17 protein-coding genes and 1 tRNA gene are annotated in these 19525 nt (G+C 71.2%); 11 read left to right on the top strand and 7 right to left on the bottom strand.

Features of this window, described 5'->3' with window-relative positions:
- The first annotated feature begins 52 nt into the window (after positions 1–52).
- On the top strand, positions 53–820 hold the full coding sequence (locus OHA21_RS51660; RefSeq protein ID WP_328468396.1) for a DedA family protein: 768 nt from the start codon (positions 53–55) through the stop codon (positions 818–820).
- Positions 821–964: 144 nt separating this feature from the next.
- Here the strand turns inward: OHA21_RS51660 and OHA21_RS51665 are convergent, their stop codons facing one another.
- Entirely contained in the window at positions 965–1318 is a 354-nt protein-coding gene (locus OHA21_RS51665) for a nuclear transport factor 2 family protein (RefSeq protein ID WP_328468398.1), read from the bottom strand.
- Positions 1319–1397: 79 nt separating this feature from the next.
- Here OHA21_RS51665 and OHA21_RS51670 point away from each other — a divergent pair, with 79 nt between their 5' ends.
- From OHA21_RS51670 to OHA21_RS51680, 3 genes are all read left to right on the top strand, one after another.
- Positions 1398–2216: a MerR family transcriptional regulator gene (locus tag OHA21_RS51670; RefSeq protein ID WP_328468400.1), complete on the top strand. Its 819-nt coding sequence runs from the start codon at positions 1398–1400 to the stop codon at positions 2214–2216.
- A 334-nt stretch (positions 2217–2550) separates the two neighbouring features.
- A complete protein-coding gene (locus OHA21_RS51675; RefSeq protein WP_328468402.1) occupies positions 2551–6723 on the top strand; it encodes a polymorphic toxin-type HINT domain-containing protein in 4173 nt (1390 codons plus the stop codon).
- Positions 6724–6739: 16 nt separating this feature from the next.
- On the top strand, positions 6740–7150 hold the full coding sequence (locus tag OHA21_RS51680; RefSeq protein ID WP_328468404.1) for a hypothetical protein: 411 nt from the start codon (positions 6740–6742) through the stop codon (positions 7148–7150).
- A 74-nt stretch (positions 7151–7224) separates the two neighbouring features.
- Here the strand turns inward: OHA21_RS51680 and OHA21_RS51685 are convergent, their stop codons facing one another.
- Positions 7225–9111: an FG-GAP-like repeat-containing protein gene (locus tag OHA21_RS51685; RefSeq protein WP_328468406.1), complete on the bottom strand. Its 1887-nt coding sequence runs from the start codon at positions 9109–9111 to the stop codon at positions 7225–7227.
- A 336-nt stretch (positions 9112–9447) separates the two neighbouring features.
- Here OHA21_RS51685 and OHA21_RS51690 point away from each other — a divergent pair, with 336 nt between their 5' ends.
- The 4 genes from OHA21_RS51690 to OHA21_RS51705 are packed head-to-tail and all read left to right on the top strand — an operon-like array spanning position 9448 to position 12964.
- Positions 9448–10230, top strand: a complete 783-nt coding sequence (locus OHA21_RS51690) for an ABC transporter ATP-binding protein (RefSeq protein ID WP_328468408.1) — start codon at positions 9448–9450, stop codon at positions 10228–10230.
- Between the two features lie 17 nt (positions 10231–10247).
- Positions 10248–10994: an ABC transporter permease gene (locus OHA21_RS51695; protein ID WP_328468410.1), complete on the top strand. Its 747-nt coding sequence runs from the start codon at positions 10248–10250 to the stop codon at positions 10992–10994.
- A complete protein-coding gene (locus OHA21_RS51700) occupies positions 10995–12347 on the top strand; it encodes a sensor histidine kinase (protein ID WP_328468412.1) in 1353 nt (450 codons plus the stop codon).
- Complete coding sequence (locus tag OHA21_RS51705; protein ID WP_328468414.1) at positions 12344–12964, top strand: response regulator transcription factor; 621 nt, start codon at positions 12344–12346, stop codon at positions 12962–12964. The genes OHA21_RS51700 and OHA21_RS51705 overlap by 4 nt, the downstream gene beginning before the upstream one ends.
- Positions 12965–13004: 40 nt before the next feature.
- On the opposite strand, the gene OHA21_RS51710 is transcribed toward OHA21_RS51705, so the two are convergent.
- Both OHA21_RS51710 and OHA21_RS51715 read right to left on the bottom strand, forming a co-directional pair.
- Positions 13005–13088: transfer RNA gene (locus tag OHA21_RS51710), tRNA-Leu, on the bottom strand.
- Positions 13089–13174: 86 nt separating this feature from the next.
- Complete coding sequence (locus OHA21_RS51715) at positions 13175–13816, bottom strand: TetR/AcrR family transcriptional regulator C-terminal domain-containing protein (protein WP_328468416.1); 642 nt, start codon at positions 13814–13816, stop codon at positions 13175–13177.
- Positions 13817–13913: 97 nt separating this feature from the next.
- Between OHA21_RS51715 and OHA21_RS51720 the strand changes: the two genes are divergently transcribed.
- The gene (locus OHA21_RS51720) at positions 13914–14882 is read left to right on the top strand and encodes an NAD(P)-dependent alcohol dehydrogenase (protein WP_328468418.1); all 969 of its coding nucleotides are present in this window, start codon (positions 13914–13916) and stop codon (positions 14880–14882) included.
- Positions 14883–15049: 167 nt separating this feature from the next.
- Positions 15050–15226: a hypothetical protein gene (locus OHA21_RS51725; RefSeq protein ID WP_328468420.1), complete on the top strand. Its 177-nt coding sequence runs from the start codon at positions 15050–15052 to the stop codon at positions 15224–15226.
- 8 nt (positions 15227–15234) lie between these two features.
- On the opposite strand, the gene OHA21_RS51730 is transcribed toward OHA21_RS51725, so the two are convergent.
- Complete coding sequence (locus tag OHA21_RS51730; RefSeq protein WP_328479069.1) at positions 15235–15858, bottom strand: response regulator transcription factor; 624 nt, start codon at positions 15856–15858, stop codon at positions 15235–15237.
- A 20-nt stretch (positions 15859–15878) separates the two neighbouring features.
- A complete protein-coding gene (locus OHA21_RS51735; protein WP_328468422.1) occupies positions 15879–18044 on the bottom strand; it encodes a histidine kinase in 2166 nt (721 codons plus the stop codon).
- Between the two features lie 126 nt (positions 18045–18170).
- On the opposite strand from OHA21_RS51735, the gene OHA21_RS51740 reads away from it, so the two are divergent.
- Positions 18171–19151, top strand: a complete 981-nt coding sequence (locus OHA21_RS51740; RefSeq protein WP_328468424.1) for a CPBP family intramembrane glutamic endopeptidase — start codon at positions 18171–18173, stop codon at positions 19149–19151.
- On the opposite strand, the gene OHA21_RS51745 is transcribed toward OHA21_RS51740, so the two are convergent.
- Positions 19137–19523, bottom strand: a complete 387-nt coding sequence (locus tag OHA21_RS51745) for a hypothetical protein (protein ID WP_328468426.1) — start codon at positions 19521–19523, stop codon at positions 19137–19139. The two genes, OHA21_RS51740 and OHA21_RS51745, sit on opposite strands and share 15 nt — an antisense overlap.
- Positions 19524–19525: the final 2 nt, after the last annotated feature.

The raw sequence follows: 19525 nt of genomic DNA on the forward strand, positions 1-19525 counted from the left end.
CGGTGGAGTCGCCTGCGACAGGCACCGGTCCGCACGAGGAGACGATTTCTGCGTGGGTGGCATCACCGACTTGATCAGTGACTGGGTCTTCCGGCTCGTCGACGCGCTCGGCGCGATCGGCGTCGGCCTGCTGCTCTTCCTCGAGACCGTCATCCCGCCGATCCCCTCGGAACTGATCCTGCCGCTGGCCGGCTTCCGGGCGCGCGACGGCGACCTGAACGTCTTCGCCGTCTGGACCACCGCCACCCTCGGCGCCCTGGCCGGCGCGCTCGTCCTCTACTACGTCGGCGCCCTGCTCGGCTACGACCGCCTGCATGCGCTGGCCGGCAAGCGCTGGTTCGTGCTGGCCACCCGGGCGGACGTCGAGCGGGGTTACGCGCTCTTCAACAAGTACGGCTCCTGGCTGGTGCTGGGCGCCCGCTGCGTCCCGATCGTCCGCAGCCTGATCTCGCTGCCGGCGGGCGTCGCCCGGATGCCGCTGAGCCGGTTCGTCCTGTTCACCGCCATCGGCAGCGGCATCTGGAACGGCGCCCTGATCGGCGCGGGCTGGCTGCTCGCCGACAACTGGGAGCGTGTCGAGGGCTACCTCGGCCCGGTGTCGAAGGTCGTGCTGGCGCTCGGCGTCGCCTTCGTCATCTTCCTGGTGGTCCGCCGGCTGCTGGCCCGCAAACGCGCCCTGGCCGCCGGCGTCGACCCGGCCGAGGCGGACGTCGACGGCCGCCCCGCGCCGGACTTCGACGGCTTCGGCAGCCCGAACCAGTACCCGACGACCCCGCACCCGGCCCGCGGCGTGGCCCGCGTGATGAACCACCGTCCCTAGCCCCTCCGGCGCAACGTCCCCACCGGCCGGCCTCGGCTTCAAGCGCAGCCATCGACGGCGTTGGTGACATCCGGGATCCTGCCCGGCCTCGATGTCCGTGAGGCGCACTGACGCTGGTGGGCGGGACCACCGGCGGACCGCCGGTCAGGGAGCGATGACCAGCTCGGTGATCAGATCGCCGTCGAGCGTGAAGCGGTAGTTCAGCTCGGCGACCCCGCCCGGAAAGTCGCCCTCCAGGCGGTTGGTCGCCACCCAGCGCGCGTCGTCGATGCGCTGCGCGCCGATCAGTTCGGTCGTGTAGCTGAACTCCGCGCCGGCCTCACGCAGAAAACCGAGGATCTCGCCGGTCCCACGGAAGGTCTGGCCCTGATCAGCAACCTCGGCGGTCGGGGCGAAGGCGCGCAGGGCGGCCTCGGCATCGCCGGCGGCGTGCGCCGCGAGGTAGTCGCGGATCGTGGCGGGCAGCTGAGCGGGTTCGATGCTGGTCGGTGTGGTCATGACTCAACGGTGCGGCCTCGCCTGCAGGACGGGTCAAACCGAAAACTCTCCCGCGGGGAGAGGGTGCACACTGTCAGGCATGCTGGCGATCGGCGAGTTCTCCCGACTGACGCATCTGAGCGTGCGTACGCTGCGCCGCTACCACGAAGCAGGCCTGCTCCAACCCGCGACCGTGGACGACGCGACCGGCTACCGCTACTACAGCGCGGACCAGATCCCGGTCGCTCAGATCATCCACCGCCTGCGCGAGCTCGACGTCCCGCTGCCGGACGTGCAGCGCATCCTGCGCTCCCCGGACCCCGGCACGCGGGGCACCCTCGTCGCGAACCACCTGCGACGCCTCGAATCGGAGCTGGACCGTACCCGCGCCGCCGTCGCGTCGCTGCGCCGGCTGCTGCAGCCGGAGCCGACACCGCTCGACGTCGAGTTGCGTGCCGTCCCGGCCACCACGGTCGCCGCGATCGAGGACGACGTCGACCACGACTACGTCGTCGCCTGGTACGCCGGCGCGATGGCCGAGCTGGACGCCCTGCTCGGCGAACCGACCGGCGTTCCCGGCGGCCTGTACGACAACGTGCTGTTCGAAAACGGCCACGGCCACGTCCTCGTCTACCGCCCGACGCTGGAACCACCGCACCGGGGCCGGGTACACCCGGTGACCCTGCCGGCCGTCGAACTGGCCGTCACGACGCACGCCGGAGAGCACGACGACATCGACGTCACCTACGGCGAACTCGGCACCTGGGTGGTCGACAACGCGCTCGCCGTGGCCGGCCCGGTCCGCGAGCACTACGTGGTCGGCCCCCGCGACACGCCGGACCCGGCCGCCTGGCGTACCGAGATCGGTTGGCCCGTCTTCCGGGTAACCCGGCGCCGCCGCTATGACAAATCACTCTGAATCAATGTTTTCCCTGGCGGGAGCGGCTACCGGGTCCTTTGGCGCGCGTGACGGGGCCGCGGCCGAGTAGGTCGATGTGCTTCTATCTCCGTTCATCGCGTCGGGCGCGCGCACGTCAGGGCCCGCCGCGGTTCGCGCATGGCAACGGGGGGTTCGTTCGATGAGGAACAGCGGCACGCTGTCAAGCCTTCCGGGCTGGATCCGCACCACCGAGCATCCCACCAACTGACGTCCAGTCGACTCGTCGCGCTCCCGGACAGGGGCGGGCGAAGCGCGCTCTCCCTCCTCCGAACAGGACTGCCTGGTTGTGAAACTCATGTGGATACGCCCCACGGTGACGGCTTCGCTGGCCGCCGTGCTGCTCGGCACCTTGCTGCACGCGCCGCCGGCCCTGGCGCTGGCGCCGGCACCGGCGGCGAGCGAGAGCACCGCCCCGACCATCCAGATTCCGCCGCTGGTGACCGAGTCGTGGAACGGCACGACCGGTGTGGACCTGATGGCGGAGCGGTGGCGCAAGGCCGTCGCCGACATCGCGGCGCTGACCCCCGAGCCGGAGGTCCGCGACGCGGCGCTGGCCGCACTGACCACCGGAGACTCGGCGACCATCCAGAAGTTCGCGACGGTCGACAAGCCGGCGCTGGACAAGCAGGTCGCGGCCCGCAAGAAGCAGGAGGCTGCCGACAACCTGGCGAAGATCCAGGCGCTGAAGGGCACCGGCGGGCCGTATTTCAACGCCGAGGTGGAGCGGGTTCTCGCCGGCACCGACAGTGACCGGGCGGCGTTCCTGGCCTACGGCGCTGACATCACCCGTGACCGCGACGCCAAGGTGGCCGCGGACGCCGCCGAGCGCGCCGCGACCCTGCGCAAGCGGGTCGAGCTGATCGCCGCGACGGCGCCGGCCGAGACCCATGTGAAACGGGCCGCGCAGGCGGCGGCGAACGGTGACGACGCGGCGATCAACGCGTTCCTGGCGACCGGTTATCTGGAGGCGGCCAAGGCGGACGCGGCCGAGCGCGAGCAGTACCTGAAGGACCTCGAAGCCCGCAATAAAGCCGCCGAGGAACTGACGGATCTGGCGCAGAAGTCGGCGAAGGCCAACGCGGCGCGTACCCGGCTGCTGGCCGCGCACGGCGAGAGCGTGAGGGCGTTGCAGCAGGCGTCCAATGCGATGGCCGCGGCGGCGAACGCCGCCCGGCACGCGACGCGGGTGCTGGCCGGTTCGGGCACGGCGGCGTCGAAGTCGACGGAGCTCGCGGCAGCAAATGCCGAGACCAAACGACAGCTGGGGTACGCGCAGACGGCCGCTACCGAGGCGGAGCGCTCCGCTCAGGTGGCGACGACGGCGGCCGGCGACATCGTGGAAACGGGCCTGGAGTACGGCGTCGAGTGGGCCGACATCTCCCAGGGCATGAGCCAGGCCGCCGCCGCGGCGGCCGGCGCCGCCCAGACCGCCGCGCACGCCACCGACGCCACCGTCGCGACCAACAACGCGCAGGGCGCGCAGGCACAGGCCGAGGCCCACGCGCAGCAGGCCATCAAGTGGCGTCAGCACGCCGAGGAACACGCGAAGTCGGCGGCGAAGCTGGCCGCCGCGGCTGCCAAGCAGGCCACCGCCGCCAAGACCGCGGCCGCCCGTACCGCCAAGGCCCGCGAGCAGGCCCAGGCCGCCGAGAGGGCGGCGTGGGCCGCGGCGGAACGCACCCGGGCGCAGCGCGAGATCGCCGAGTCGCAGGCCGCGGAGGCGAAGCGGCAGCGGCAGATCGCCGAGGCCGAACGTGCCGAGGCGGAGCGGCAGAACGGCATCGCCCAGCAGCAGGCCGCGGTGGCCCGGTCGCAACGGGCCGCCGCGGAGGCACAGGCGGCCGTCGCGAATGCGGCACGGCGCCGTGCTGACGCAGCGGATCAGGCCGCCGGGGCCGCCGCGGGACGCGCCTGGGACCAGGAGGGCCGGGCTCGCGTCGCTCGTGACGAGGCCTACGCGGCGGAGCGCGCGGAACAGAGCGCGAAGGCCAGGGCGGCTGCCCTGCGGGCGGGCGCGGCCAGCGCTGCTACCGAGGCCGAGCGGCAGGAGGCGCAGCGGCAGGCCGACCAGGCCGACGTGGAGGCCGGTACGGCCGGTTCCGCCGCGCGATCGGCCCGATCGGCGGCCAACGGGGCGACCGGCGCCGCGGCCAACGCGCGCGCCGCGGCCAACCGGGCCCAGCAGGCTGCCGAGAACGCGTTCGCGGCCGCCGAAGCCGCCGAGGCGGCAGCAGCCGCCGCGGACGCCGCGGCCGACAAGGCGGAGGCCGGCGCCCGGCAGACCCACGCGGCCCGGTTGCGGGCGGACGCCAAGGCGGCGGAAGCCACCGCGCAGGAGGTCAAGGCCGCCCGCGCAGCGCAGGCGGCGGTGAGCCTGGCGGAGCAGGCAGCCGATGAGGCGGTCAAGGCGTTGTGGGCCGCCGACCGCACCAAGCAGGAGGCTGAGGCGGCAACGACCGAGGCGGTCGCCGCAGCGACCCAGGCGGACATCGCGGTCACCGCCGCAGCCGCGGCACGGGCGTCCTCGGCGGGTATCGCCGCGCCGGCCGACACCGCGATCGGCATGGTCTCGCCGTTCACCGGAAGCGACATCGACGCTGACTTCGTCCAGTTGGTCGCCGAGCAGGCCGCGTCCATCGGCGCGGAGCAGGCGGCCGCGGCGTCCCAGCGGGCTGCCGAGGCGCTGGTCGCGGCGCAGCGTGCGCAGGAGGCGGCGGACACGGCGAACGAGCAGGTCAAGCCGGCGTACACCGCAGCCGCTCAGGCGGCCCGCTCGGCAGCCGACGCGGCTGCGTCCGCTGCTGAGGCGAAGAAGGCGGCGGCGCAGGCTGCCGCCGATGGGGCAGCCGCCCGTACCGCCGCGGCCAGCGCCAGGCGTGCGGATGCGCAGGCCCGTGCCGACGCGGCTGCGGCCCGCGCGGCCGCGAACGCGGCTGCCAACGACGCCCGGATCGCCGGGCAGGCCGCCCAGGCGGCGCAGTCCGCGGCCAATGCCGCGGCATCAGCGGCGACGGCTGCCGAGAACGACGCGGCCGCGGCACGGGGTGCGGCGAGCCGGGCGGAGGCCGACGCTGCGGCGGCGCAGCGGGCAGCCGACAGCGCGCAGGAGTACGCGGATTCGGCCAAGATCGCAGCCGACAGTGCGGTGCAACTCGCCGCCGAGGCACAGCAGGCCGCCGCGCGCGCCGAGGAAGCCGACCGCAGGCGGGCCGCCGAGGCGCTCGCCAACGGCATCGCCGACACCGGCGGGCTGCCCGAGGGCGAGGCCGAGCAGGCGCTGCTCGAGTCGCTGACCGAGGAGGAGCGGGCGGCGTACCTGGCGGCGAAGGAGGAGGCCGGCAAGGGCCTGATGGAGTTCCTCCAGGAGAACGCCTGGGAGCTGTTCGAGGAGCTGTCCGGTCTCGGCGACATCAAGAAGTGCGTGATGGAGGGCAATGTCGAGGCCTGCCTGTGGACGCTCGTCGGGATGCTCCCGATCGGGAAGATCCTCGGCGCCTCGGCGAAGCTGGCCAAGCTGGCGCCGAAGCTGCTGCGCTTCCTCGACGGCGTCAAGGCCGCTCGCCGCAAGGTCGAGGAGCTGATCGCGTCCGTCCGGAACCGCAACGGCTGCCCGGTGCTCAACCTGCCGCGGACCAACAGCTTCGTTCCCGGTACGCCGGTGCTGCTCGCCGGCGGTGCCAGTAAGCCGATCGAGGACATACGCGTCGGCGACCTGGTCGTCGCCACCGATCCGGTGACCGGTGTGACCAGGCCGGAGCGGGTTCTGGAGACGTTCACCCGTACCAGTAGGAAGGTCCTCGTTGATCTGAGGGTCGACACGGACGGCGCCGCAGGCGACCGGACCGCGACCATCACCGCCACCGACAACCACCCGTTCTGGGCGCCGAACCTGGGCGAGTGGGTCGAGGCGGGCGACATCATCGCGGGTCTCGAGTTGCTGAACGCGTCCGGCGAACGCGTCGAGGTCGAGGCTGTCCGGGAGCGCCGCCGGTGGGCGACGGTCCACAACCTGTCGGTCGCCAACCTGCACACGTACTACGTGGTGCCGGGCGGCATGGCTGTGCTCGTCCACAACGTCACCCCGATTCCCTGCGGCCCGGTCTTCCCGACGACTGGCACGATTCCGACCCGCAAGCCGGCGGTCGTCGGAAACGCAAACGGTAGCCACGACTACAAGGAGAACTTCTTCTCGCAGAACACTGAATTCGACAAGCTTCGCGGCAAGGTGGTGGTCCACCATGCGATCGAGCAGGGGATCGTGAAGAAGTACCCGGGCATGTTCACCGCGGACGAACTGCATTCCGTGGAGAACCTGCGCGGTATCCCGAAGGGCGCGATCAACAGCAACATCCACCTCAGCGCCATCCGGCTGTCCTGGAACGCCTTCTACAAAGCGAACCCGAATGCCACCAAGCAGCAGGTGCTCGACCACGCGACCAAGGTCGACGACATGCTGGGCCAGTGGTTCGAACCGAGGATCAGGTGAGAGGTAGGTTCGGGCGATGAGCAGCGACAAGCCTGACGGCGGGCCTCGCCGGTACGAGATCGATCCGGACCCCGCCTGGGACCTGTCCGACGAGCAGGACGGCGTGCTGACCGTCGAGTTGTCCTGGGTGCCCGACTCGCTGGCCGGCCGTCCGCCGGAGCTGGTCGCCAGCCCCGAGCTGGTCGCGGTGATGGCCGGTGCAGGGCTGACCGGCTACACCACCGGCGCGGCGCGCGCGACGTTCGACGAACAGTCGCCGGCCGCGGAGGAGGGTGTGCCCGTGCCCGAGCTGGTCCAGCTCATCGTCGGTACGGACGCGTCGGCCGACTTCTCCCTCGAGCAGGGCTTCGGTCTGGTCCTCTCCGAGCGGGCGCTCGCGGTGATCCAGCCCCACTGCCGGAACCTGACGGTGGGGCGCACCCTCTGAGGCTCACCACCTGACAGACAACGGGCTGTGCCGGCGAGATGCCGGCACAGCCCGTTGCTGTGTGCGGGGGAGACTCAGTAGTCGCGGGGGAATGCCGCCCAGCCGCCGGCGCCTTCGCCGCCACGGTTGAGCGCGCCGTAGACGTTGCCGGTGACGTCGTAGAACACGTAGTCGACCTTCTTGTCGCCGTCGAGGTCGGCGAACCGGGCCCGGGTGGTGTCCTTGGTCGAGCCCTTGTGGATCTGTCCACGGGACTGCCAGCCGCCCGCACCGTCGCCGCCCTTGTTGATGGCGGCGTAGGAGGCGCCTTCGACGTCGAAGAAGATGTAGTCCGCCTTGCCGTCGCCGTCGAAGTCAGCGAACCGGGACCGGGTGGTGTCCTTGGTGGCGCCCTTGTGGACCAGCCCACGGTTCACCCAGCCGCCGGCGCCCTCGCCGCCCCGGTTCAGCCAGGCGTAGATGCCGCCCTCCACGTCGAGGAACATGTAGTCGTCCTTGCCGTCGCCGTCGAAGTCGGCGAACCGGGACCGGCTGTGATCGAGGGTGGCGGCCTTGCCGAACCTGCCCCGGTACACCCAGCCGCCGGCGTTGAGACCACCGCGGTTGAGGGTGGCGTACATGTTGCCCTCGACGTCGAAGAAGAGGTAGTCGGCCTTCTTGTCGCCGTCCCAGTCGGCGAAACGGACCCGGTTGCGGTCCGGGGTGCTGCCGTTGTGCACCTTGCCCAGGGCCTTGAAGCCGCCGGTCTTGCGGTTGATGTAGACGTACACCGCTCCGCTGTCCTCGACGTGGATGAAGTCGTCGCGGCCGTCGCCGTCGAAGTCCGCCCAGCGGACGCTGCCGTGCTCGGCGTCGCCCTTCTTGACCGGCAGGTCCGCGCCGACGTCGTACTGGCCCTCGTGGAGGAACGTGGAGATGTCGTCGGGGGTCCCGGCGAGCGCATCGCGCGCGGCCTTCGCCATGTTGATCCCGCCGGCCTTCTCGGCACGGGCGAGGATCTCCTGGACGAGGCGGCGCTCCTCGGCCCGCCGCGCCGCGATCTCGTCCGCGATGTCGCGGTCCTTGGCCTCGTGGATGCCGGTGTTGACGAACGCCTTCCACACCGCCTCGTCGAGGCTGCTCACGGCGGTGAAGGCGGCCCGGTCCACGTGCGTGCCGTCGACCGCGTGGTTCAGGACGGTCACGACGAGGTCGCGGTACGGCAGGGCGAGCAGTTCCTCGGTGACCGGCAGCCCGATCCGGTTGGCGGCGAACTGCTTCGCGGCCCTGGCGAGCGCGGCGGCCTTCTCCGCCTCGGTCCGTTCCGCGTCCGCGATGATGCGGTCGTCGGTGTCCTGCTTGGCGGCGGCGGCGAGGCCGGTCGCGATGAACTCGGTCCGCTGCGCGTCGGTGCCCTTCCACGCGGCGTCGGCGGCAGCCTTGACCTTCGGCCAGTCCTTGTCGTTCTCGACGTGGTTCCAGATCAGCCGGGCGAAGTTGGCGTCGTCCCCGCTGAGCAACTCCTCCCCGGCGACGATCCCGATCGCCGCCGCAGCCGTGGCGCGGGCCTCGTCGCTCTTCCGCTTGGCCTCGGCCTCAGTCTGCTCCCGCGCGACGTCCCGGTCGTAGGCGGCGTAGACCCCCGTGACGATGAACTCGGTGGACGCCTCGGCGCCCGTGGTGAAGGCCAGCTCAGCGGCGACAACCACTTCCGCGTGGTCGGCGTTGTCCTTGAGGATCCGCCACACCTCGATGACGAAGCTGCGGTCGTCGAGCTCGAGCAGCTGGAACCGGTCGCTGAGGCCGAACTTGGCCAGCACAGCGAGCTTCTGGTCGTACGGATCGGCTGCAGCTGCCGCCGAAACCGGCAGCACCGTAGGCGCGGCGACAGCGGCAGCGGGCGCCGCCGCAAAGATCGTCGCCGTGACGACGCCGGCAGCCAGGATCCGCCGGCCGACGATCCCATAGGGATTTCTAGGCATGGAGTTGTCCCCCGTGAGTAAACAGTGATTGGCCCCTGGTCCGACCCCAGCGGACGCCCGGCCAAGCTAGCCCGACCCATCGATGACCGACAAGATCGCCCCGCTATGACGCATCACTCATCCTCGATGCCGCGCAGGTGGGCGGCCGGATAGCGACAAACCCAGGAATTCCGGGGCAGCGCCCGGCCATTCCGTGTGGTTCCATAGCGCCCTCGATGTCCGGCCGGCACGGAATCCATCCCGCCGCGCTCCACCGAATGGTGGAGGCGCGAATCAACCCCGGCTCAGCTGCTGCGGTCGATCTGGCCGGGTGGGGTGCGCCCGTAACTTCGCCGTGTGACCGCATTGGAAGTACGGAATCTGCACAAGCGCTACGGGCAGCACATTGCCGTCGACGACGTCTCTTTCACCGTTGATGAGGGCGAGGTCTTCGGCATCATCGGGTCCAACGGCGCCGGCAAGACGACAACCGTCGAGTGCATCGCCGGCCTGCGAACACCCGACTCGGGCTCGATCTCTGTGCTGGGACTCGACCCGATCAAGGACCGGGCGGAGGTACGCGAGCGACTCGGCGTGCAACTGCAGGAGAGCAGTCTCCCGGACGCGATCAGGGTCGCCGAAGCCCTCGAGCTCTACAGCTCCTTCTACCGGAACCCCGCCGACTGGCGCGAGCTCATGGAACTCCTCGGTCTCACCGAGAAGCGCAACACGCGGTACAAGGCTCTCTCGGGTGGGCAGAAGCAGCGGCTCTCGATCGCGCTCACTCTGGTCGGCGGTCCGAAGGTCGCGATTCTGGACGAGCTCACGACCGGACTGGACCCGCAGGCGCGGCGCGACACCTGGGGCCTCATCAAGCGGGTCCGTGACACGGGCGTCACGATTCTCCTCGTCACGCACTTCATGGATGAAGCGGAGCGCCTCTGCGACCGGATCGCCGTCATCGACGGTGGCCGGGTTGCCGCAGTGGACACGCCCGCAGGGCTGATCGCGCAGTCGAGCGCGATGCAGGTCGTGGCGGAGGGTCTCCGCGCCGGCCGGCGCAACCTCGACGACGCGTTCGTGGCCTTGACGCGACGCGTCCCGCAATCCCCGGAAACCTCCGAGAGCAGGACTGACTGATGCATGCTCTCCGGAAGATGGTCAAGATCGAGACGAAACTCTTCCTTCGGGACTCTGCCACCGTCATGTTCGGTGTGCTGTTCCCGGCGGGACTCCTGCTCGGGCTGGGAGCCATCCCGGCGCTCAGAGAGTCGTCGCCCGACACCGGCGGACTGCGGGCCATCGACATCTGGGCGCCGACCGCACTGGTGTTCGGCATGGTGATGATCGCCGTGCAGCACGTTCCGGCGGTGATCGCGACGTATCGTGAGCGCGGCGTCCTGCGCAGGCTGTCGACCACTCCCGTGCATCCGCGGAGTGTCCTGCTCGCGCAGATGATCGTCGCGTTCGCCTCCGTGGTCGTCTCCGCGGCACTCCTGATCTTCCTCGCGTGGGCGGTGCTGGGCATCGCGCCGATCGAGCGGCCCCTGGAGTTCGCCGTCGCCTTCATCGTGGGCTATGCGGCGCTGCTCGGGATCGGCATGATCTCCGCGGCCGTGGCGCGCACGAGCAGTGCCGCGAACCAGGTCGGCACCTTCCTGTTCGTCGCGCTGATGTTCTTCGGCGGAGCCTTCCTGCCCCGTGTCCTCATGCCCGACGTGCTGCGCGAGGCCGGCGAATTCCTGCCGCCGGGGCTGCAGGCACTCACCGCGGCGTGGTCCGCCGAAGCGGGCGAGATCACCGCCACCGCGGGTGGGCAGCCCTTCTGGCTGCAGATCGCCGTGATGGCGGGTATCGCAGTGATCGCGAGCGCGATCGCCGCTAAGCTCTTCCGCTGGGAGTAGATGTCGATGATGCGGGATGCCGGGGCCGGTGAGCGCCCGAGCCTCGGGGCGCACGGATCCGTCGTCGCGGCAGACGCGGAGACTGCGAATCGCTCCCGGTTGGCCTGGAAAGAGGAGCAGCTGCGGGTCTGGGACCTTCTGCAGTTGATCACACCGTGGCTACTGCTGACGATATCGACGGCAATCTATTTCTCGTTGGTTCTTCCGGCCTCCGGCGAACGCTTCTGGCCCGAGGGCGCGACCGTCCTCGGGCTCGTCGCGGTCGCGGTGCTGTGGGTGCTGCTCGGTCACACGCTTCCCATCAAGAGGAGGACGCTCCGGCCGGTGTCGGCGGGCGTCTTCTTCGTCGGGCTGCTGGCGCTGTGCGTCACCCTCATGACGTACTCCGACATCTTCGTCGTGTTCACCATTGCGGGCTTCTTCCACGCGTACCTGCTCAGGCCGTGGCCGTTGGGTGTGCTCGCAGTCCTGGCCACCTCGGTTGCTCTCAACGGCTCGGCGATGGACGTGTGGGCCGACCCGGCCCCGGACGTGCTCGCGGAGTTCATCCTGATCGCCGCCGTGCAGACCGCGGCGATCGGGGTGGGCATCCTGCTGACGGCGCGCAGCGAACCCGAGGAGCGCAAACGGGAGGAACTCGTCGAGCGACTCGAGGCGGCACTGCACGAGAACGCCGGGCTCCATGCGCAACTGGTCGCCCAGGCCCGCGAATCCGGGGCGCAGGACGAGCGGCAGCGGCTGGCCGGCGAAATCCACGACACGCTGGCCCAGGGCCTCGCCGGCATCATCACACAGCTCCAGGCAGCGGAGCGTTCCGCGAGTCTGCGGGGCGAGACGGAAGAGCACGTCGCGCGGGCACTCCGGCTTGCGCGCAGCAGTCTGACCGAGGCCAGACGATCCGTGCAGGCACTCGTCCCTCAGGAACTCGGGCGAGCACACCTCCCCGACGCGCTGCGCACGTTGACCGAGCGATGGTCGCAGGACCAGGGGATCAGCGCGCAGATCGAGGTCACCGGCACCCGGGAGCCGCTGAGCCCGGCGATCGAGGTGTCGCTCTTCCGGGTCGCGCAGGAGTCGCTGACCAACGTCGCGAAGCACGCGGACGCCTCGCGCGTCGGTGTCACGCTGTCGTACACGGGTCCCGAGGTGCTGTTGGACGTGCGGGACGATGGACGCGGGTTCGCGGAAGGGGCCGGCACCGGCTTCGGCCTGACGAGCATGCGCCAGCGCATCAGAGGAGTCGGCGGTCACGTGGAGGTGCAGAGCGCACCGGGTGAAGGGACATCCGTCAGCGCACGCGTTCCGGCGATCGCCCCCGGGGGCACGAGAGCAGTGGGGGAGACCGGCCGATGATCCGACTGGTAATCGTCGACGACCATCCGATCGTGCGGGGCGGTCTTCGCGACACCTTTGCGGACGCCGAGGACATCGTCGTGGTCGGTGAGGCCGGGGACGGCGCCGAGGGCATCGAACGTGCGGAACTGCTGGCGGCGGACGTCGTGCTGATGGACCTCCGGATGCCCCGGATGGACGGCGTAGCCGCGACCGCGGCCCTGCGCGAGCGGGTCCCGAACGCGCGGGTGCTGATCCTGACCACCTTCGACAGCGAGAGCGACGTGCTGCCGGCGATCGAGGCGGGTGCGATCGGCTACCTCCTGAAGGATGCCCTGCCCGACGAACTGGCGCGAGCCGTCCGTGCCGCCGCGCGCGGAGAGTCGGTGCTCGCGCCGTCGGTGACGCAGCACCTCATGGGGCAGATTCGAAGGCCCGGCGCCGGCACGCTCACCGATCGCGAGAAGCAGGTGCTGCAATTGGTCGCGAACGGCAGCTCGAATCGAGAGGCCGCCGCAGCATTGTTCATCGGCGAAGCGAGCATCAAGACCCACCTGCAACACATCTACGACAAACTCGGCGTCCGCGACCGAGCCTCAGCGGTGGCCGAGGGCTACCGCCGTCGCCTGCTCACATAACACCGAGGCCGCAATCCCGGCGACTCGTGTCGTTGATCTGTGTCCGAAGGGGGACTTGAACCCCCACGCCCGTTAAGGGCACTAGCACCTCAAGCTAGCGCGTCTGCCATTCCGCCACCCGGACCTGCTGGCGAAGAACTTAACAACCTGTCCGGCGGGGAGTCAGCCAGGGTGCCGGGATCAGGCTTTGTCGCGGCGTGATATTGCGGGTCAGGCTGCCAAGCGCTCCAAGCCGTCGAGGATCAGGTCCAGGCCGAAGGTCAGGTCCGGGTCGCCGGGGTGGTTGCCGGCCATCACGTAGCGGGTCATCTCCGCCATGTAGGGGAACTGGTCGGTGGGCAGCATGTGCACGTGGGCGGAGGCCACGTCGGCGTAGTCGGCGGGGGCTATCGGGAAGTTCAGTTTGCGCAGCGTGAAGCCGTAGATGTAGCTGTCCATCGTGTTCCACGCGTAGTCCGCCAGCTGCCAGGAGAAGCCCGCCGAACGCAGCACGCCCAGGGTGAAGTCGATGTAGCGCAGCATCGCTGGGCCGGTGTTGGTGCGTGACATCAGCAGAGCCGGGGCCCATGGGTGGCGCAGCAAGGCCTCGTGGGCGGCCACGCCTCGGGCGCGCATGGCGGGCTTCCAGCCCTCGGTCGCCGGCGGCAGGGTGATCTCGGCGATGACCAGGTCGACTATGCCGGCGAGCACGGCGTCCTTGTTGGCGACGTGCCGGTACAGCGACATGGCTTCGACGCCCAGCTCCTGGCCCAGGCGGCGCATGGTCAGCGCGTCGGTGCCGCCTTCGTCGGCCAGGGACAGGGCGGCATTCAGTACGCGTTCCCTGCTCAGCGGCGAGCGTGTGGCTGTCATCGAGTGGTCTCCGAAAACCGGGGGTTGCGTTCTCGGCAACCGTACCGCACTCTTGCTTACGACGTAAGCTTACAATGTAAGCAGGGAGATGGTGGTCATGAAGGCGCTCGTCCAGACCGGGTACGGGTCGCCAGGCCGGCTGGAGTTCCAGGAGGTCGCGACGCCTGCGCCCGGTGCGGGTGAGGTGCTCGTCCGGGTGCAGGCGGCCGGCCTCAACGCTGCGGACCGGCTGATGTTGCGTGGTGAGCCGTTCGCGATCCGGGCCGGAGCGGGCGGGATGCGGCGGCCGCGGCGAGGGTTTGTCGTGGGGCGGGCGCTCGCTGGGCGGGTCGAGCAGGTGGGGCCCGGCGTGGATGGGCTGCGAGTCGGCGACGAGGTGATGGCCGAGAGCACCGGGGCGATTGCTGAGTTCGCCCGCGTTCCCGAGCGCCTGGCGGCGCCGAAGCCGGCCGGGATGGCGTTCAGCGAGGCGGCGGCGCTTCCGCTGGCAGGGACTACGGCACTTCAGGAGGTACGCGACGCGCTCCGCGTGCAGCCGGGTCAACGGGTTCTCGTCACCGGCGCTTCGGGTGGGGTGGGCACGTTTGCCGTACAGATCGCGGCTGCTCTGGGGGCTCGGGTGACGGCGGTCTGCGCCGGGCGCAACGCGGAGCTGATGTCGTCGATCGGGGCGGAGCAGGTGGTCGACTACGAGAAGGGCGGCGGGCCGGGGACGGGGTATGACGCGGTGCTCGACCTGGCCGGCAACTATCCGCTTCCGGTGCTGCGGGACGCGCTGGTCCGGGGTGGGACGCTGGCCCTGTCGGTGGGGACCGGTGGGCGATGGCTGGGTCCGGCGCGGCGCATTCTCGCGGCGAGCGTCATCGGGGCGGTCTCCGGGCGCCGGATGCGGACGGTGGTCGCGCGGCCCAGCCGGGAGGATCTGGTCGAGCTGGCCACGATGGTGGAGAAAGGGCAGGTCAGGCCAGTCGTGGACGAGGTGTTTCCGCTGGCGGCGGCGGTGGAGGCGATGGACCGGATCGACCGCGGCCGGGTGGCTGGGAAGATCGTCGTGGCGATGCCGTGAGCGACTGAAAGCAGGAGCCCCCGATGCCGTGAGCGCAACCCCGTGCTTCAGCCCGGCGGTCGCGCAACGGCCTGGACCAGGGGCCGGGGCCGCGCGGAGCGGTTTTCGTACCCCTCCGGGTTGTTTGCCGGATGGCCAGGGTGAGCCGCGGCTGCGAGAATGCCCTGATGGAGGAAGTGCGCACCACCTCAGAGGACGAAGCGCGGGGGATGAGCCGGCGGCTCTTCTTCGGCCGGACGGTCGGGCTGGCGGGGGCGGCGGGCGTGCTGCTCGCGCTCACCGGTTGCCCGGGCGGTGGCGACGGCGATGACGACGACGGGGATGACGAGGGCGACGACGACTGAGCCGGGGGTCAGCGGGGGCGGGCCAGGCCGAGGTCGTAAGCGACGATCGTCGCCTGTACCCGGTCGCGCGCGCCCAGCTTCGGTAGCAGCGCGTTGACGTGCGCTTTCACCGTTCCGGCGGCGATGCCCAGAGCCGTGCCGATCTCGGCGTTGGACAGGCCGGTGGCCAGGTGGGTGAGCACGTCGCGTTCGCGTGGGGTGAGCCGGGTCAGGCGGGGGTCGTCGGGGCGGGCCGAGGTGACCGTTCCGGTGGCGAAGGCGTCGATCAGGTGGCGGGTCACGGCGGGGCTGAGCATCGCCTCGCCGGCGGCGATCACGCGGATCGCGGCCACCAGTTCGGCCGGGTCGGAGTCCTTCAGCAGGAAACCGGAGGCGCCGGCGCGCAGCGCCTGGAAGACGTAGGCGTCCTGGTGGAACGTGGTGAGCACCAGCACGCGAGGCGGGTTCTCGCCGGCGGTCAGCTGGGCGGTCGCGGTGAGACCGTCCATGCCCGGCATGCGTACGTCCATCAGCACCACGTCCGGCCGGAGCCGGGCGGCCAGGTCGAGAGCGGCTGCGCCGTCACCGGCCTCGCCGACCACTTCCATGTCCTCCTGCGAGCCGATGATGGCGCAGAGGCCGGCCCGGATCATCAGCTGGTCGTCGACGACGATCACCCGGGTTGCGATGACGGCACCTCCTGGTCGTTTCCTGCGGATCCGGGCGGGACGGGCTCGGGCAGGGTGGGCTCGGTCGGCGCCCGGCCTGCGGTGGGCTCGGCCGGAGCTCGGCGTGCGGTGGGCGCGGTCGGCGCTCGGGCTGCGGTGGGCTCGGTCGGCTGTTGATCTGCGGTCTTCGCCGGGCCCAGGTTGTCCAGTAGGGACCGCATGGCGGACAGGGCTTCCCGGCTGGCGGACAGCACGCCGGCCAGATCGGCCTGGTCGGCGGCCTGGGGCACGCGGGCGGCGTGCGCGAGGACGGCGGTGTGCAGGCCGGCTGCTACCCGGGCGCGTTCGTCGCGGGCACGGAGTTCGGCCTGGGCGGCCGTGGTCAGGACCGCGCCCTCCTCGCGGTCGATGCGGCGCTGCCGGCGGGTGCGGGCGGCGCGGCCGGCCAGCCAGCAGCCGAACACCGGCAGGGCCAGGAGCACCCCGATGAAGATCGAGAAGAAGGCCAGCAGGGTCGCGACCATGATCGGCCCGCCGGCGGCGGGATCGGTGTCGGCCGGTGGTTCGAGCATGATCAGTACGGTCAGCGCGAGCGGAACGGTGACCAAAGTGGCGAGCGGGGCGATCCAGGTCAGGCCGGGGCGTTCGGCGCGGGCGGCGACGGTGTAGACGGCGACCAGGTCGGCGCCGGCGCTGAATATGAAGACCCAGCTGCTTCCTGCCGGGACCACCTCGGTGGCCGGCAACAACGGGCCCAGCCAGGTGGTCAGCATGACGGCGGTGAATGCGGTCCAGGGGTAGCGGCGACGCCACAGGAGTGGGGCTGCGTGGGCGACGACGGCCAGTAGGACCAAGGCGATGGCGGCTCGCTGCGGCGCGGTGTCCGCGGTACCCACGACTGCCGCGGTTTCGTCGGCGAAGGCGGCCACGCTGGAGAGCGGGAGCAGCAGCGTCAGCGCGACCAGGGCCACATCCAGCACCACATGGCTGCGCAGCCATCGCTGGAGGCGGCCGGGATCGCGGGGTACGGACGTTGCCGCGGGCAGCGTCGCATGGACCCGCCAGCCGCCGTCGTCGCCTGGTCCGGCGTGCAGCGTTCCGCCGAGGGCTTCGGCTCGTTCCCGCATTCCGGCGAGACCGCGGCCACCGCCGAGGTCGGCTGCCGATCCGGTTGTGTCGACGAGCCGGCCGTCGTCCTCGACCAGCAGTTCGGTGCCTTCCGGACCGGGCGACAGGCGCACCCGGACGGTCGCGCCGGGCGCGTAGCGGAGGGTGTTGGTGAGGGCCTCGCGGGCGATGCTGTGCACGACCTCGGCCACGGCCGGCGGCAGGTTGGGCGGAGCCTCGAGGAGGACCGTCTGGCCGAGCTGGCGGAAGTCGTCGGCGAGGTCGGCCAGGCTCGGGGTGGGTGCGTCCGGGGTTGTCGGGCCGGTGGCGGCCGGCAGGACGGCTACCAGGCGGCGCAGGTCGGTCAGGGCTTCGCGGCCGGTGCGGGCGGCGAAGGTGAGGGCCTCAGCGCGCAGGTCCGGGCGCTGGTCGCCGAGGAATTGGGCGGCTGAGGCGTTCACCACGATCGACGTCAAGTGGTGGGCGGTGACGTCGTGCAGCTCGCGGGCCAGACGCCGTCGTTCGGCGTCGGCGGCGTTGCGGCGGGTCTGCTCGGCCTCGGCCAGGCGGTCGGCGGCGGCGGAGCGGTCGGCGACCCAGCGGTGGCGCAGGCGGCCGGCGGCGGCGACCACGACGTAAGTCACGGCGCCGGCCGGCACGTCCCACGGGTCGCCGCCGTCGATGGCGGTGTCGGCGGTCAGCCAGAGGGTGAGGCCGGCGACGGCCAGTGCGGTCACCCGGCGTGAGCACCGCACCGAGACGCTGAACAGGGCGATCAGGTCGGCCAGGGACATCACCAGGAGCGTGTCGGCCGGCACCACGAACACCTGCTCGGGGGCGATCCAGCCGCCGAGCGTGAGGGCCGCGGTGACGGTCACGAGGACGGCGACCGGGCGGCGGTCGCGGAAGCCGAGGGCGGCGGTGATCAGCAGGGTGACGGCGGTGATGGCGGTCAGGCGTACCGGATCGGGGGTGTCACCGCGGGTCAGCGGCAGGCCCGGCCAGAGCGCGAATTGGGCCGCCGCGAGCAGTACGGGCAGCAGCCAGATCCTCCAGCGAGCCATGATGCCGACAGCCTAGCCGGGCGCCGGACCACCCTGGGACAGGGCGGATCTATACCTCAGGGTGGGGGTCGGAATCCAGCCGTGGCCAGATCCGCCGGTAGCCCGGCAAGCGACACACTTCCATGCATGCTGATTCCGCCGCCGCCGCTCACCCCGTACCACCGGATCGCCCGGACCGCCGCACACCGCTGGTGGCGGCCGGTCGTCGGAACACTGTTCATCGCCGTCGTCGCGGTCGTGCTGACGATGGGCATCTTCATGGCCGTCGCGCTGGCCGCCCTGATCGCCGGCCGGCCGGAAGTCGACGGGATACCCAGCTTCGGCGCGCTGCCCGACCTGGCCATGGCGTTCGCGAGCATCGCCGTACTGCTGCCGGTGGCGCTGCTCGCGACCCGCTGGATCCAGCGCCGGCCGGCCGGAACCCTGTCGTCGGTGACCGGGCGGCTGCGCTGGCGGTGGCTGCTGATCTGCTTTCCGGTGGCGTTCGCGGCGATCCTGATCTTCATCGGCGGCGGTCTCGGCCTGACCGCGGCCACCGGGGAGGACCTCGGGCTGGGTGCGGAACTGGCCGGCTGGGGACCGTTCGCGGTGTCGATGCTGGTGCTGCTGCTCGTGGTGCCGTGGCAGGCGGCGGCCGAGGAGTACCTGACCCGCGGCTGGCTGCTGCAGGGCCTCGGGGTGTGGTTCCGCTCGCCGTGGCCGCCGATCGCGGTGCAGGCGCTGGTCTTCGCGGCGCTGCACGGATGGGGTACGCCGTGGGGCTTCGCGGACCTGCTGCTGTTCGGCGTGGTGACCGGCTATCTGACCGTGCGCACCGGCGGGCTCGAGGCAGCGATCGCCCTGCACGTGATGAACAACCTGGTCAGCTGTGTGATGGCGGCGGCCTACGGCGAGCTCGCGGTGGACGAGACGGCGGCGGACATGCCGTGGCAGATGGCGGTCGTGGACGTGCCGGTGCTGCTCGGCTACGCCGCGGTGATCCTCTGGCTGGCCCGCCGGCGCCAGGTTGCGACGCTCACCCCGCCCGCGCCGGTGCAATATCCGCAAATCGGCCAGCAGGTCGGGGTGGCGCGGCACAGTGAGACCGACGTCTTAGCCGGGTCTTAGCGTTACCGCAGCGTGCCGATAGCTGATCTCCGGCGATCGTGAGCAGGTCAGATCGAGAGGGAGGTCGGAGATGAACAAGAGGACGCGTACCGGAGTGGTGGTGGCGACCGGCGCCCTGACCGTGCTGGGCCTCGCGGGGGCGGCGCTGGCGGCGGCGGACGAGCCGAGCCCGTCGGTGTCGGGCGAGGTGACAGCGACGGTTTCGCCGGAGCCGTCGGAGTCGGCAAGTGCCGAGCCGTCGGGCGAGCCGTCGAACGGGCCGTCGAGTGAGCCGTCGAGCCGGGCGAGCAGTTCGGCGTCGGCCAGCGCGAGTAGCAGCGCCAGCAGCAGCGCCGCCAGCGGGAACACGAGGATCAGCGCGAACGACGCCAAGG

The organism is Actinoplanes sp. NBC_00393 (genome assembly GCF_036053395.1).
Lineage (GTDB): Bacteria > Actinomycetota > Actinomycetes > Mycobacteriales > Micromonosporaceae > Actinoplanes.